This is a genomic window from Picosynechococcus sp. PCC 7117 (assembly GCF_001693275.1).
In the GTDB taxonomy this organism is placed as follows: Bacteria; Cyanobacteriota; Cyanobacteriia; order Cyanobacteriales; family MRBY01; genus MRBY01.
Genome location: NZ_CP016477.1, coordinates 1,591,059 through 1,604,847 on the forward strand (window position 1 = coordinate 1,591,059; position 13,789 = coordinate 1,604,847).

The following is a 13,789-nucleotide window of genomic DNA, read 5'->3' on the forward strand; positions in this document are numbered from 1 at the left end:
ATTGTTAAAGTCGCAACGAATTTAGCCAGTGATCAAATAGATTGACTATTCCTAAAAAAAGCCTTTTTCTAAATCTCAAAGCAATGTCCCCATTCTCAGCACAGGGGGAAGGCAAATGAAGATTCAACAGGTTGCTAATTTTAGTAGTCGGACTGTTTTTCTCGGAGTCCTACTGATGTTCCAAGGGGCGACCCTCACCGCAGCCAACCCCTTCGATAATCTCGAAAATCGCTGTTTTGATGAAGTTTGTGACCAGTACAACTGTCGCCTTGTGGAAGTTCCCTGTAGTCAGTCCGGCTCCCAAAATACGTCCCAGGAAGATGGCGGTGATGTGGCCCTTTCCTGTGGGAACTATGGTTTACCGTTTCAGGGGCCTTTAGAATGGACGCCATACCAAGAAGCTCTCAATGATGGCCCCCAAAACCCTGGGCCTGTGTACGTCATTTTTTCAATGATCACCTCAGAAATGCGGCCTAACTGGACTCAAAATAATGGGATCTGGGAAGTTACTGGCCCCTTTGATCTCAGGGCGGGCAAGGGTTATCTGCTAGAATTTGGCCCCCAAACGCGCCAAATGCGGATGATCGAAGGCCCGCTGCCCTACTATGTCGAAGGAACTGCCAGTTGGGTACAGGTGCGAAACACCGACACGTTCCGCAACAGCTACGCCTATTGCATCGTTTCAGCAAATAAATATAACAGCGCCACCCAGTCATCTACACCGAGCCAGACCCAAACAGGTGCAAATTCAAGGCAATGGCGAGGCACCTTAACGAGGAATAGTCGGGTTTTTGATGATGGGACATTTTACAATGCGCATCTATTTACGGGGCAAGCCGGAGATACGATTCAAATTACCCTTGAAACCCAAGCTTTTGATGGATTGTTGATTTTGGTTGATCCCCAAGGAGAAGCAATCGCACAAATTGATGACAACTGGAAAGGCGAAAAGGAAACATTAGTCATTAAACTACCCGATACGGGGGAATATACCATCGTTGTTAATAGCTATGAAGCCGGCGAAACAGGGGACTATCTTCTCAGTCTCAATCAAAATAATTCCGCTGCCCAAGCACCAACAGCCTCCCCAGAAGTGGCCCTTCAAGAAGTAACTCTTTTTGATAACAATAATATTTATGGTGTTCGTAATAGCCCAAGCGGTGCCACACAGTTTTCTTTACCGAATGCGGCACTGTTGACCTATTTCATGAACTACCATTGGAACGATGCCCGGGGTCAAGCTCCTGGAACAATGTGGCTGACCCATCAGGACGGCACCACCTATGGCCCCTGGCAAGCAACGACACAACCGGGTCAAGGGGGCGTGCCCAATGCCTATTGGATTGTGCGCCCGAATGTCACCTTAAAAGCAGGCAACTATACCATTGGCGACAGTCATCCGAGCAGTTGGGCGAATAATCAACAATCGGGATTTAAGGGTATGTCTCTGCTCAAAGGCGTTTCGCTCGGTAGTGCCAATGGTTCTACTGGGAATGCTGGGAACGGCACAATCGATTGCAGTCAACTGGAAGGACTAGACCGCATTTTATGCGAGCATGACCCACGGAACTGATCATCGTCGTTAGTCTGGGATCGTCAATGGACAGTTGATCAGCGTTTCAGAAGTCTCCCATAATTGCTTGGCGATCGCCTCGTCTTTGGCTTGGTCTGATTTCTCAACGCGTCCTGGTTTGCCGGACATCTCCCCAAAGCCCTGGGGGCCAAAATAGTCGCCTCCGGTTGCCGTGGGTTCGAGGGCGGCCATCAGGGTGGGTAATGCGCCTTGTTCGACGGAATTTGCGAAGAAAGGCACAAAAATCAAACGGATTAGGCCCGCTAAAAATGCCGGAATGTAGCGGCCAAGTTCCGTGGGGGCGATGCCTGGGTGAGCCGCCACCGAGAGAATGTTTTTATTTTTTGCTGCTAGCCGCCGTTGCAACTCCACCGCAAACAGTAAGCAAGCCAACTTGCTCTGGCCATAGGCCGCTGTTGCCGAATAGTCTTGCTCGGACTGTAGATCTTGAAAATTAATTTTGCCGAATTTATGGGCGTTGCTACTGAGCGAAACAACCCGTGATTCTGCGGTGTCGGGCATCAGATCAATTAAGAGCGCCGTTAAGAGGAAATGGCCTAAATAATTCACACAAAACTGACTTTCAAAACCATCTACCGTTTGGCTATAGGGAGGGAACATAATGCCCGCATTGTTGATGAGGAGATTTAAAGTTTGATGCCGTTGACGGTAGGCTGTCGCAAATTCTTTAACAGAGGCTAATTGACTCAGATCTAACGCCATTGTCTCCACGTTAGCGTCGGGGATCTGCTGACGGATCTCAGTTGCGGCCGCTGCTGCTTTGTCCATGTCCCGACAGGCCAAAATCACATGACAGCCTGTTTTTGCCAAACCGATGGCTGTTTCAAAGCCAAGCCCTGTATTTGCGCCGGTAACGATGGCTTTTTTGCCTTGTTGTGAAGGCAGGCTATCGAGCTTAAAGGTCATTCAAAAATATCTCCATTAAATTTTGCTGGAACGGCACTGGTTCAAAGTCGATTGTAACGGGTTGAATTGCTGGGGGGTGGGCATCGAAACGGGTGTGGGGTGAAAAATTCACCAGGCGATCGCAGCTCATAATCCCCTGGTCGGCTGCCCTTAACACCGGGTCTGGGTGATAAGTCTGCAAAAAATCCATCAAGGTCGTTTCTAGCTCAGTCTGTAAAACCTCTTGGTGCCAGAGGGCGTGGTTCAAAAAAGGCACTAATAATGCCAGCAAATCCCGCGTGACCACCACGGCCATCTTGGTCTCATCCTTTAGGCAAGCAAAACTTTTGATCAATTGACCGTCTGTTCCTATTTCACAGCCCGTTTGACCCCGGTCCCACACCTGATCATCGATTAATAACGACCCACCACCAAAATCTTCCTCAAAGGGAAAATGGGTGTGGACACAGCCCACCGAATAGCCAGAAGGTTCATGGCGGCCAAAGTAGGCAAAGCGATAACTACAAATATCTTCGATGAGCCATGTGTCCGGGTGTCTTTGGGTATGGGCCTTAGAAAAAGAGTCTTGCAGAGTATGGAGGGCGGCCCCGATAAATTTGAGACCCGTCATTTTTCGGTGTCGCTGCTCGAAACTTTCGGAGTCTGGCGGCGGAGACAATGGCCCGGCCATGGAAGCAACGCCATGGATAATGGTGTCTTTGATGAAATTATGGGATAACCCACAGGATTCATGGGCGCTGACGGATTCTTCTTGGGCGTTCCCCAGATAATTTCGCGTGAAGTTTGTAATTTGGGAGCGATTGTCATCGTGGCGAATCATGCCCGCTAATAATTCATCCCGTTCCGCTTCAGATAGAACTTCCCAATCTTCTGGCCCGACTAAAATTTGCATCAACTGCTCGGCAAAGGGACGATCTAGCCCCGGAAAATCCACCAGGGTATTGCCATTAAATAAAGGATGGGCTTGACGATCAATGGAGCCGACGGGCGTGCCATAGAAGTTGCGCGTTAGGGGATCGGGGCTTGTTTGTAATTGTTCAAGGGCAAAAAGGGTGAGGTATTCGTGGCCGGGAATTAAGTGGGTCATAAAGGCTGCGGCTTTGGTCCCCTGGGCAAGCCAGACTAGCACCAGACCCCCAATGAATCGATTCAATAATTTCATTATCTCAAGCTATTTTTGCCCCTGGATGGAGAACTTATTCTTCACTTTCTACTAGGATACGCTCTGGCTCTCCTTTTACATGCACCCGAAAGACAATAGCTCGCCCACCTTCTGGGCCTCCTTGGGGAGCGTGCTGGGCATAGGGCGGGATCACATAGGTATCGCCTGCTACAAGAATTTGGTTGGGTTTTCCGGTTTCGATATGAATCACAGAGCCTTCGAGCAGATAGATAAATTCTTCACCGGGATGGTAATGGAGGGGCAAGCTTCCCCCCGGCGGAATAATCACGTCTGAGATAATCACTTCGAGGTTTTCTGCCATGCTCACCGGTGCCCGTAACATTGTATTTGGCCCCGGTGGTAAATCTACACCAGTGCTTTGTTGGGCAATCTCAGATGGATGGGAGAAATGTTCAGGGGGATGGGCTTTGACTAGAGCTTGCTGGGTGAGCACACTGGCGATCGCCAAGGCAAAACCGGCACAAACTTTTCCACGAATTGTCGCCATCGAATTTTTCTCCCAAGCATTAGGACTTATGGCCAAAGGATAGAAGAAAAAACTTTTCCCAGTAGCAAACTGCAACAACAATTTAACGTTGAGTTGCAAAGCGCCCAGAAACAGACGCCCCATTAGTGCTTTTCCTGTCGGTTATGATCGAAACAGACCCACACCAGATATCATCAAGCAGTTCTTTTCACTTGACGGCTCCCTTGAAGCCACTTGTCGCTGGGTCATACTGCATCGGGATTAATACGCCGCAACTAATCCCCAGTATCGACTGTTTTACAACTGAATAAAAAGAGGTAGCCTCTGATGAAAACACTCACTTTCCTAATGATTCCGGCAATGGCCTTGTCCTTAATGCCGCAGTCTGCTTTAGCCTGGAACGCTTATCATCTCTATAACAAAGATGGGAGAGATATCTGGGCCATTGAATGCGCAGACGGCACACTCCACAGCTATGCAGGCAGCTCCAGTGGCCTCGGCACCGTGGGGCCAGCCCTTTGTGAGGATCATGGCGGCATTGCCAATCCTGGTGGTGACCCACAACCAGTCCCCGCAACAGTTCACGAAGTAGATTCTTCCTTGGGTGATCCAAAACCAGAACCGACTACCCCCAATTCCCGACTCCAAACCTTTGAAAACTGGCACTTTACACCATAATCAATAGGACATTTCTGAAGTTTTTTTAACTCAACTATCCACCTTCTCATCATGCGTGGATAGTCTGTTTTTTAGAGGGCAATTCACCATTTCAAAGATATATCAACCATAAAAAACCGCCCTCAAGGGACGGCGCTTTTTTATTACCTAGATGACCGAACTCTATCTAAGCCGAGGCGGAATATTTTGTCGGGTATCTGCACTCTGAACAGGATTAGCACACTCAGGATTTGGATTATTCAAACAAAGATGGTTTTCAGACAAATGACGATGCTTGCCTGGCCCATGTTGTTCTGCGGCTTGTTCCCTGTCTAAGGCATGCATTTGCCCTCCCATACCCATTGTCAGAGCTTCCATGGTGAAAGCACATTGTGGACTGGGATTGTTTACACAAACATAACCAGCAGGCTGCATATACAGGAGTTTCCCCTTTGCCTCTTTTGTCCGTGACATCTCGTTAGCTTGTGCCATATTTCCCAAAAGAACAAAAATACTAGCGCCGACAAATAAGAACATTTTATTCATGTCAATTCTCCTTTATTTGTACTCGAACCAATAAGCTGCATCTAAAAAAAATGCATTGCATAAAGAGTAATCAAGTCAATTAATTTTGGAGACGCAGCAAAGTATGGACGTAACAAGCTACCTTCGTTTTTTCTTTCACTTAACTTCAGAATACAGATTAGTTCAAAGATTAAGTGAGATCCCCAAAAACGAAATATTAATTTTTTAACTGTACCAAGGGACTGGCCTTTGCATACATTCATTTTACAGGCTAAATTTCAAAAAAAAGAGAATCCAATATTAAAAAAAAAAGTAATTTTTTGTTGAATTAATAAGTCTTGAATAAAGTTTTGGTTAGATATCTGAGCCATAGCATCTTTAGGTATATAAATAAAATACTTTATAGCTATGTAAAATAAGCGGTTTTTTAACTTTAAGTAATGATGATCTAACCTCTTGTGGAGATGATCGTCGTCATTGAGATGAGAAACGTGGCGATCGCCTTAGAAAGGGTCCTAGGTAGAACAGGTCGCATAGAAATCGCGGAGCCAAAGTTTAACGGCTTGGCCCACGGAACCTCGGGACGCATCACGGGGAGGGTTAGCTGGTTGGCTAGGATCAGGATTGGCAAGGCTAGAAACGACATTGGCGATCGCCCAACCATTGTTCGTAGGGGTTAGAAACAACCAATAGTAGTTTTCAAAGCTGATTTTTTGACTGTTGTTGTATTGGGTTTCTAAGGTGGTGAAAAAAATCTGCTCCGTAGTATCAGGCACCGTAGGCGTATATTGACGATTTTTGAGGGGTAGAGGAGTTAAATTTCCTGGACTGGCGATGACAATATAACTAAAACTATCTTCAGTACGGTCTAAATTACGCGCCCGTTGAATGACCCGATTACCATAGCTGGGTAAATCTCCCAGGAGTTGGGGCACAATTTCTGTTAAGGGGGCGTTGCACTGGGGTTGGGCGATCGCCTTCGTGGAGCAGATCCCGAAACTGCCGCAAATTAATGTGAAATAAATGGCGAAGGAGCGATTGAACATCATATTTTCAGTAGTGCGAAGGCGTTAGCTCGGCAGTGAACCCAGACAGAGCAGGGAGAAATATTTCATCTTCCCTGTCTGTTTAGTCTAACCTTCGGCTTGGTCGGCAGCCTCAGCCCAGGTTTTCGCCCAGGTCAGGATTTCTTGTACGGCTTCAGGATTGGCCGCTTCACTATATAACCGCAGTACAGGCTCGGTACCACTGAAGCGAATCAGCAACCAACTTTGATCAGCAAGGCGGAATTTATAGCCATCTTTGGGGTCGCTGTGAATTACGTCATGGTTGGCGATCGCCTTGGGGGGATTTGTCGCGAGGATTTTTAATAGGCGATCGCGACTGGAAAAGTCCCGCAAATGTAAATCAATGCGGTCATAGGCGCCATAAAAATTAGCTTTGGTTTGCAGAGAATGGTAAATCTCGCCGAGGTCTTGATCAAAAATGGCGATCGCCTCTAGGAGATACAATGCCGCCAGCAGCGCATCCCGTTCGGGAATGTGGTGGCCGTAGCCAATGCCGCCGGATTCTTCGCCACCAAGAAGCACCTGGGTCTGTTGCATTCGTTCGGCAATGTATTTGTAGCCGATGGGTGTTTCAAAGACTGGCAAACCGTAGTATTCGCTCAAACGGGGGATTAAATCAGAGCCGCTGACGGTTTTTACCACTTCCCCTTGATATTGGCGATTTTGGGACAAATGGGCCAGCAAAATTGGGATTAGCTTTTGGGAACTGAAAAACTCACCATCCCCAGCCACAGCAGCAATGCGATCGCCATCACCATCAAAGACAAATCCCACCTGAATTGCCTCTGAATCTTGATTATGGGCGGCGCGAATGGTGCGTTGCAGTTGAGACAAATGTTTTTCTAAAGGCTCTGGTGGGCGGCCGCCAAACAAAGGATCTGGTTCACAATGGATTTCTTGGATCGCCGCATTGAGCAGTTGGGTCAAACCGCCCGCCGCTGCGCCATACATTACATCGGCAAAGACCTGGAGACGACCAGCGGCGATCGCCTGGCGAATTTTTTCTAAATCAACCAGTTGCTGTAGTCCGGCGCAATAGTCCTGCCACGGATCGAAATAATCTAAACTGCCCGTCGTTGAATGTTGAGGATCAATCCCGGCTTCCAGTCGCGCTTCAATCTGAGCCGTAATTTCTTCGGAAACCGAGCCGCCAAAAGCCCCTTTCACTTTTAATCCTAAATAACCCGCTGGATTATGGCTGGCCGTTAAGGCGATCGCCCCTAGAGCCTTGTGGTGGTGGGCGGCATAGCTCAGGGCCGGGGTTGGCGCAAAACTATTGGCTAGAAGTACGTGAAATCCTTCCCCCTGGATCGCTTCGGCGGCGGCGAGGGCAAATTCGTCTGCGAGAAACCGCCGATCATAGCCGACGATTATCGTGTTATCAATGGCTTGTTCTGCGAAATTTTCTTTTAAAACATGGGCTGTGGCGATCGCCACCCGTTGTACCCGTTCAAAGGTGAAATTCGCCGCAATAATGCCACGCCAACCGTCTGTGCCGAACCGAATCGGCTGTTGATTCCCAAACGCCAACACAATCTCTGCCTCAAAAACTTAAAAACGTCCTTTAGCAGTTTAATTGCTGGGGAAGTCTTGACCAACATAAACAGTGCGCGTCTGACCAGCCCGCTCCAGGATGACTTGGTTACTCTGGGCACCAATCAGCTTCCAACTGCCACTGCCCAACTCTTCACCGAGACGGAACCGTTGGGTGGTGCCATTGATTTTGAATAAAGCTTCGGAGCGATCGCCCGCTTCTAAAACCCCCACGAGGCTATACATCGTCTTTGGCGCTGTGGGGGGCGCAGGTACATCGTTGACGGTTGGGGTCACCGCACGGGGTGCAGGGGGCGGCACGATGGCTAAGGGATCTGAATTTTGTTTTGGTGGCGGTGGGGGGGCGATCGCCACGGGGGGTTCCACACTGGGCGGTGGTGGTAAGAGGGCTAAACCCTGGGATAAGTTTGCACTGCCATTGGTGCCCGCATTCGGTGGATAGACCGGAATATAAATGCGTTCAATGACCTGTGGCCCGGAATTTGCTTCTGATGCTGGTGCTTCTGTATCTGCTTGGCGGTCAATATTGTCGAGCGCTCGCTGAATATAGTTCGCAAATTCTGTCCCCGGCTCTGGGCTTTCTGGGGGGACTGTCTCCGTCGCCGGAGGGGTAGAACGACTGAGGAATTGCGGCATTTTTAACTGATCATTCGCCGCTAACCACAGAATACCGCCCACCAAAGAAGCACAGGAGCAGATAAATAGAAGTCGCTCTGTGTAATAGCCCCAGCCTCGTTTGACCACCAATTCTGCGTCGATCTCTTCTGGTGGAAAGGGGGGTTCCTCTGGCGGAGGCCCCATGAGGTCTCCCTGGGTGACTAATACCGATTGCATTGGTCTGATTTCTGGCTCTGGCGATCGCCTAAAAGATTGGGGCGGCTGGCGATCGCCTAAGAGCTGATCGATATCCGCAAACACATCATCCATGAGACGGTTAGCCTCTGCTTCAGCAGACCAAGAATCAGATTCTAGGGAATCCAAGGAAGTTGTGCGCAGTTCGTTCATATCACCAAGAGGGGGGCAGAAAAATTGCTTTTAATTGTAATCAGGATCTCGCCACCTAACCGTGCCGAAATTAGCGATCAGCCCATGGTGCAGCGTCGAGATTGATGCCACATGCTCAAGATGTGGAAATATCTCTACAATCCTAATGCCCTTTGGCCAGGACGCAACCCCAAGCTTGCTTTTTTTCACAATTAACAGACGCGGGACTTTAACAGCAACAAAAGACAATCCTGAAAAAAGCGGCTGATCTGGTTCAGAACGCGCCACAGTGGGGAGATAAATTTCAAAAAAACCCTTCTCCCATTAAACTGTTTATGTTTTGTTTCTGAGGGAAAAAAGTCACATGGAGCATCGTGGCGTCACAGTTTGGTTCACCGGTCTAAGTGGTGCAGGGAAAACCACCATTAGCCATGCCCTAGCGGAACGTTTAAAAGCGGCTGGCTGTAAGTTAGAAATTCTGGATGGCGACATTGTCCGGACAAATCTCACCAAGGGCCTAGGCTTTAGCAAAAAAGACCGCGATGAAAATATTCGTCGGATTGGCTTTGTTTCCCATCTGCTCACCCGTAATGGTGTGATTGTCTTTGTTTCTGCCATTTCTCCTTACCGGGAAATTCGCGAAGAAGTGCGGCAACGAATTGGTGATTTCGTCGAGATTTTCGTCAATGCCCCCCTCGAAGAATGTGAACGACGAGACGTTAAAGGTCTTTATCAACGGGCAAGAGCGGGTGAAATTAAAGGTTTTACCGGGATTGACGATCCCTATGAAGCCCCCACCAATCCTGAAGTGGAGTGCCGCACTGACCTTGAAGAACTCGAAGAAAGTATCGAAAAAGTGATGGCGAAGCTCACTGAACTGGGCTACATCACCCCTTAATTTTGATTGCCGTCCCACAATTTCATAATCTAAAGGTGCAGTCCAGAATGATGCTTGGCTGCATTTTTTTGTGTTTCGTGGCTAGTGCAGTTGCGATCGCCCCCACTCGATCGCTTCGGCTTTGGTGTGAATTTTTCCTTCGACATGGGCCACTTGAATTTCGGTGAGTAGATGACCGATTTGGGGACTGGGGGAAAGGTGCAATTCACGGATGAGATCCTTCCCTGATAAAAGCGAAACCGGATGGGCGACGGGATCGTGGGCGGTGAAATACCGTTGCAGTAATGGCGCTAACGAGGCACTGCTGAGGCCAAAACTCCGGGCAACCAGGGCAAGGATCGGAAAAGTACCCTTAACCGTTTGGAAGAAAAAGTATTGTTCCCGCAGGCTCAGGGGTTGTGCTTGGCTGGCCAACAGTTGGGGGAGCATCTCGATGACGGTGCTGACGGTGCGTAGTTCGTACCGGGGATATTTCAAGCGGGCGATCGCCTGTTGGGCTTTTTCGGGATCGCTGCCCACCAAACAGGCCAATTTCCCCAGGGCGAGCCAAGCTGTCTCCGTGGCAAATTCGGGGTAGACTGCGGCGAATTCCTGACCAATGGCCGTTAACCGTTGCATGCGGTCTAAGCTCGTCTGATCCGCTGCGGGCAACCAATGGGCCAACAAGCCATCCTGGAAGGCCAACTCTAGCCAGCGATCGCCTTGTGGGTGGTGCAACAAATAGTTCAACTCATGCTGAATTCGTTCCGCTGCAATATTTTTAATTAAAGGGGCCAATTCCCGGATTTGTGCCCTGGTGGCCGCATCTAAGGTAAAGCCCAACTGCGCCGCCTGGCGATAGGCCCGCAATAACCGCAGGGGGTCGTCGGCCAAATTTTCCGGCGTCACCATCCGCAACACCTTATTTTCCAAATCAGCGAGGCCATTGAGGGGATCGACTAAGCAATCAGAACGGATATGGTAGGCGATCGCATTTACGCAATAATCCCGCCGCCGCAAATCCCGCTCTAGGCTGTCCCCTTCCTGTTGGGCAAAATCCAACGTTCCCTGCCGGAAGACCACCCGGGCAATTTGGCGCATCTCATCGAGTACCACAAAACCCGCTTGATATTTTTTTGCAATGGCACGGGCCGTTTCCACTGCCTTTTTGGGAACGACGAAATCAAAATCAATATAATCACTTTGGCGCTGCAAGAGGGCATCCCGCACGGCACCGCCCACCAAGCAAGCCTCCGCTGGCAATTCCGCCACAGAAAATGGCAAAAGGCGTAAAAATTCAGCTAAACGCTCCTTGGGAGAGTCCAAAACCATCAATGACGAAACCCGATTAGAATAAGCACGATTAATGAGAATATCATTCCCCCTCCGATTATGGGTGGGGAAAATGAACTACTCCAGTCTAAGAGGCATGGAGTTTCCGTCGTTTCATCGTCCCAAGTTGCCTCATGCTTCCACAATCAGTAGTTCTTGGCGGCTCCGCGACTAAAGAGGCCAGTTCCTGACCCCTTGCCCAGGCTAAATTGACCTGAGCAGCATTGATATCTCTATCTTCTACATGGCCACATTTCGGGTTTGAGCAAATATGTACCCTATTCGCCAATGTCTTTGGCGTTAACTCCCAACATTTAGCGCAACGCTGTGAGGGCTTTAGTTTCCGGGTAGGAGACTCTACATAGAATCCACCCGCCTCTGCCAGCTTGTATTCCAGCATTGAACCAATCATGCCGAAGCCAACCGAGAGAATGGAGCGGTTAAGCCCTGTTTTTTGAGCTTTCCGTTTGCTGCCTTTTTTGGCTTTGCGGGTCATGTTTTTGACGTTTAACTGCTCACCTGCAACTAGGCTATTACCGCTGACTATGTTGCTTGTGATTTGATGCAACCAATCTTCGCGCTGACGGGTAATTTTGCGTTGCCGCATTGACACTTGTCGTCTCGCTTTCCGCCACCGCCGCGATGCTTTAACTCGCTTATTTCGGTTTGGTGCACGCTTCCGTCTGAGTTGCTTGGATGCTTGCTTTACGGCAATCTCACCGACTTTGATAAAGTCAGGCTTTGATATTTGCTCCCCTGTAGAAAGGGTAATCGCTTCCTTGCAACCCAAATCAATGCCAACAGACCCACCCTCGGTTTCCCGCTTGGGTTCACATTTGACGGTGATTGAGGCATACCATTTCCCCTGACGGCAAAATATCGTACAGGTTGTTGGTTTCCCCCAGGTACGCGCTTTTCCTCTCATCGGCATTCTGCCTAAGTTGCTTAACTTGAGGAAGCCATGCTCACCGTCTGTTTCTACCTGCCAACCTGCTCCACAAGGATATGTCCACCCCGAATATCTCCGAGATGCCTTGAACTTTGGATATCCCCCCAATCCCTTGAAAAATCGGTTGAACGCAAAGTCCACTCGCTTTAACGTTGCCTGCAACGCATGGGAACCTAGTTCCTTAAACTCTGGCCACACTTTCTTGAACTCCGGCAGACTATTTTGCTGCTCAAAGTAATCGACTGCATGGTGGAACTTTTGGTACTGGGTTTTTCGATTGGCAATTGCTGCGTTGTACAAACTGCAATGTAAACGCCGCCAATAATGCAGCTTCTTTTCCTGCTGGCGATTTGGGTAGATTTTGTAAGTGACGCGGCGTGTTAGCATGCTCATACTGTAATGCAAACGTCATTATATGACTACCAAAAACCTAAATGTCCGAATTAGTGATCGCGAATGGCAACTGTTGGAGCAATACTGCAAAAAACATCAAAGAAGCAAGACTGACGTAATCAGGGAATTTATTCGTTCTCTAAGTTCGCATTGATAGACTGTTTCCGCTACACTTCAACAGTCGCGCTATCCTTCCCCACCCTAAGAAGATAGAGACTGCCGCACTTTAGTTCAAAAGCGCAAAAACACAGGCTAAAATAGGGTCTGCTGTTTGAGGGCACCGACCAAATGAAAGACTTTGTTGTCATCACCTTTTATAAATTTTTCGACTTTCCTGACTACAAAGAACGGCAACAACCTATTTTTAACTTTGCCGACGAACAAAACATCATTGGCACTATTCTGTTGGCCCACGAAGGCATCAATGCCACCATTGCAGGGACCCAAACAGCCCTCGATGCCATGGTGAACTTTCTGCATCAAGATCCTCGCCTCGCAGATCTCACCTACAAAGTTTCGACGGCCCCCAAGCAGCCCTTTAAACGTCTCAAGGTCAAACTCAAACAAGAAATTGTCACCCTAGGCCAGCCGAACGTTGATCCAAACAATACCGTCGGCACCTACATTGACCCCAAGGATTGGAATGACTTGATCCAAAATCCCGATGTGACCCTCGTGGATACCCGCAATGATTATGAAGTGGGCATCGGTACGTTTAAAGGGGCCATTAACCCCAATACCAAATCCTTCCGCGAATTTCCCGATTATGTCGCCGAAAATCTAGACCCCCAGAAAAATGCGAAGGTGGCGATGTTTTGCACAGGGGGGATTCGTTGTGAAAAGGCAACTTCCTACCTTTTAAACCAAGGGTTTCAGGAGGTTTACCATCTCAAGGGCGGTATTTTAAAATATCTCGAAGAAATCCCCGTCGAAGAAAGCCTCTGGGAAGGGGAATGCTTTGTGTTTGATGAGCGGGTCACGGTCAAACATGGTCTAGAAACGGGTCACTATGAACTGTGCTATGCCTGTGGCCATCCCATTGATGCTGAGGATAAAACGTCGGTGGATTATGAGATTGGCGTGTCTTGTCCCTACTGTATTGAAGCTCTGACCCCGGAACGGCGATCGCGCTTTGAGGCAAAATGGCAACAACGGCAACAGATGAAAGCCTGCCAAGCCAGTTAGATCGTCAGGGAATCCACAGCAGAATTGGGGAACTTCTCGACTACAATGGGGCTAATTCTTTGCCAGCATTCATGACGTAACGACATTACCGCGTTGATTTTTGGTAATTCCCAAAGG

14 protein-coding genes are annotated in these 13,789 nt (G+C 48.8%); 4 read left to right on the forward strand and 10 right to left on the reverse strand.

Features of this window, described 5'->3' with window-relative positions:
• The first annotated feature begins 115 nt into the window (after nucleotides 1-115).
• Nucleotides 116-1,573, forward strand: coding sequence for a PPC domain-containing protein (locus AWQ22_RS07625; RefSeq protein ID WP_157094593.1), 1,458 nt, complete (start codon nucleotides 116-118; stop codon nucleotides 1,571-1,573).
• A 9-nt stretch (nucleotides 1,574-1,582) separates the two neighbouring features.
• Here the strand turns inward: AWQ22_RS07625 and AWQ22_RS07630 are convergent, their stop codons facing one another.
• Genes AWQ22_RS07630 through AWQ22_RS07640 form a run of 3 tightly spaced genes read right to left on the reverse strand, consistent with a single transcriptional unit; the run spans nucleotide 1,583 to nucleotide 4,170 of the window.
• Nucleotides 1,583-2,500, reverse strand: coding sequence for an oxidoreductase (locus tag AWQ22_RS07630; protein WP_065710690.1), 918 nt, complete (start codon nucleotides 2,498-2,500; stop codon nucleotides 1,583-1,585).
• Nucleotides 2,490-3,662: a hypothetical protein gene (locus tag AWQ22_RS07635; RefSeq protein ID WP_065710691.1), complete on the reverse strand. Its 1,173-nt coding sequence runs from the start codon at nucleotides 3,660-3,662 to the stop codon at nucleotides 2,490-2,492. Before AWQ22_RS07635 ends, AWQ22_RS07630 begins: the two co-directional genes overlap by 11 nt.
• Before the next feature lie 34 nt (nucleotides 3,663-3,696).
• A complete protein-coding gene (locus AWQ22_RS07640; protein ID WP_084449040.1) occupies nucleotides 3,697-4,170 on the reverse strand; it encodes a cupin domain-containing protein in 474 nt (157 codons plus the stop codon).
• A 306-nt stretch (nucleotides 4,171-4,476) separates the two neighbouring features.
• On the opposite strand from AWQ22_RS07640, the gene AWQ22_RS07645 reads away from it, so the two are divergent.
• Nucleotides 4,477-4,827, forward strand: coding sequence for a hypothetical protein (locus tag AWQ22_RS07645; RefSeq protein ID WP_065710693.1), 351 nt, complete (start codon nucleotides 4,477-4,479; stop codon nucleotides 4,825-4,827).
• Between the two features lie 162 nt (nucleotides 4,828-4,989).
• On the opposite strand, the gene AWQ22_RS07650 is transcribed toward AWQ22_RS07645, so the two are convergent.
• From AWQ22_RS07650 to AWQ22_RS16710, 5 genes are all read right to left on the reverse strand, one after another.
• A complete protein-coding gene (locus AWQ22_RS07650; protein WP_065710694.1) occupies nucleotides 4,990-5,352 on the reverse strand; it encodes a hypothetical protein in 363 nt (120 codons plus the stop codon).
• A 494-nt stretch (nucleotides 5,353-5,846) separates the two neighbouring features.
• On the reverse strand, nucleotides 5,847-6,380 hold the full coding sequence (locus AWQ22_RS07655; protein WP_065710695.1) for a hypothetical protein: 534 nt from the start codon (nucleotides 6,378-6,380) through the stop codon (nucleotides 5,847-5,849).
• Nucleotides 6,381-6,464: 84 nt separating this feature from the next.
• A complete protein-coding gene (locus tag AWQ22_RS07660) occupies nucleotides 6,465-7,928 on the reverse strand; it encodes a phosphoglucomutase/phosphomannomutase family protein (RefSeq protein ID WP_065711673.1) in 1,464 nt (487 codons plus the stop codon).
• Nucleotides 7,929-7,970: 42 nt separating this feature from the next.
• Entirely contained in the window at nucleotides 7,971-8,957 is a 987-nt protein-coding gene (locus tag AWQ22_RS07665) for a hypothetical protein (RefSeq protein ID WP_065710696.1), read from the reverse strand.
• Nucleotides 8,958-8,987: 30 nt separating this feature from the next.
• The gene (locus tag AWQ22_RS16710; RefSeq protein WP_157094594.1) at nucleotides 8,988-9,224 is read right to left on the reverse strand and encodes a hypothetical protein; all 237 of its coding nucleotides are present in this window, start codon (nucleotides 9,222-9,224) and stop codon (nucleotides 8,988-8,990) included.
• 76 nt (nucleotides 9,225-9,300) lie between these two features.
• Between AWQ22_RS16710 and cysC the strand changes: the two genes are divergently transcribed.
• Nucleotides 9,301-9,834, forward strand: a complete 534-nt coding sequence (gene cysC, locus AWQ22_RS07670) for an adenylyl-sulfate kinase (RefSeq protein WP_065710697.1) — start codon at nucleotides 9,301-9,303, stop codon at nucleotides 9,832-9,834.
• Nucleotides 9,835-9,915: 81 nt separating this feature from the next.
• On the opposite strand, the gene AWQ22_RS07675 is transcribed toward cysC, so the two are convergent.
• A complete protein-coding gene (locus AWQ22_RS07675) occupies nucleotides 9,916-11,145 on the reverse strand; it encodes a CCA tRNA nucleotidyltransferase (protein WP_065710698.1) in 1,230 nt (409 codons plus the stop codon).
• A gap of 88 nt (nucleotides 11,146-11,233) precedes the next feature.
• Complete coding sequence (locus tag AWQ22_RS07680; protein ID WP_232321315.1) at nucleotides 11,234-12,487, reverse strand: transposase; 1,254 nt, start codon at nucleotides 12,485-12,487, stop codon at nucleotides 11,234-11,236.
• A gap of 288 nt (nucleotides 12,488-12,775) precedes the next feature.
• Here AWQ22_RS07680 and AWQ22_RS07685 point away from each other — a divergent pair, with 288 nt between their 5' ends.
• Nucleotides 12,776-13,672 (forward strand): rhodanese-related sulfurtransferase, encoded by an 897-nt coding sequence (locus tag AWQ22_RS07685; RefSeq protein ID WP_065710699.1) that lies wholly within the window; start codon nucleotides 12,776-12,778, stop codon nucleotides 13,670-13,672.
• The last annotated feature ends 117 nt before the right edge of the window (nucleotides 13,673-13,789 follow it).

Coding starts and splice junctions, on each gene's coding strand:
- AWQ22_RS07625 (WP_157094593.1), top strand. CDS start 116: ATGAAGATTCAACAGGTTGCTAATTTTAGTAGTCGGACTGTTTTTCTC.
- AWQ22_RS07630 (WP_065710690.1), bottom strand. CDS start 2,500: ATGACCTTTAAGCTCGATAGCCTGCCTTCACAACAAGGCAAAAAAGCC.
- AWQ22_RS07635 (WP_065710691.1), bottom strand. CDS start 3,662: ATGAAATTATTGAATCGATTCATTGGGGGTCTGGTGCTAGTCTGGCTT.
- AWQ22_RS07640 (WP_084449040.1), bottom strand. CDS start 4,170: ATGGCGACAATTCGTGGAAAAGTTTGTGCCGGTTTTGCCTTGGCGATC.
- AWQ22_RS07645 (WP_065710693.1), top strand. CDS start 4,477: ATGAAAACACTCACTTTCCTAATGATTCCGGCAATGGCCTTGTCCTTA.
- AWQ22_RS07650 (WP_065710694.1), bottom strand. CDS start 5,352: ATGAATAAAATGTTCTTATTTGTCGGCGCTAGTATTTTTGTTCTTTTG.
- AWQ22_RS07655 (WP_065710695.1), bottom strand. CDS start 6,380: ATGATGTTCAATCGCTCCTTCGCCATTTATTTCACATTAATTTGCGGC.
- AWQ22_RS07665 (WP_065710696.1), bottom strand. CDS start 8,957: ATGAACGAACTGCGCACAACTTCCTTGGATTCCCTAGAATCTGATTCT.
- cysC (WP_065710697.1), top strand. CDS start 9,301: ATGGAGCATCGTGGCGTCACAGTTTGGTTCACCGGTCTAAGTGGTGCA.
- AWQ22_RS07675 (WP_065710698.1), bottom strand. CDS start 11,145: ATGGTTTTGGACTCTCCCAAGGAGCGTTTAGCTGAATTTTTACGCCTT.
- AWQ22_RS07680 (WP_232321315.1), bottom strand. CDS start 12,487: ATGAGCATGCTAACACGCCGCGTCACTTACAAAATCTACCCAAATCGC.
- AWQ22_RS07685 (WP_065710699.1), top strand. CDS start 12,776: ATGAAAGACTTTGTTGTCATCACCTTTTATAAATTTTTCGACTTTCCT.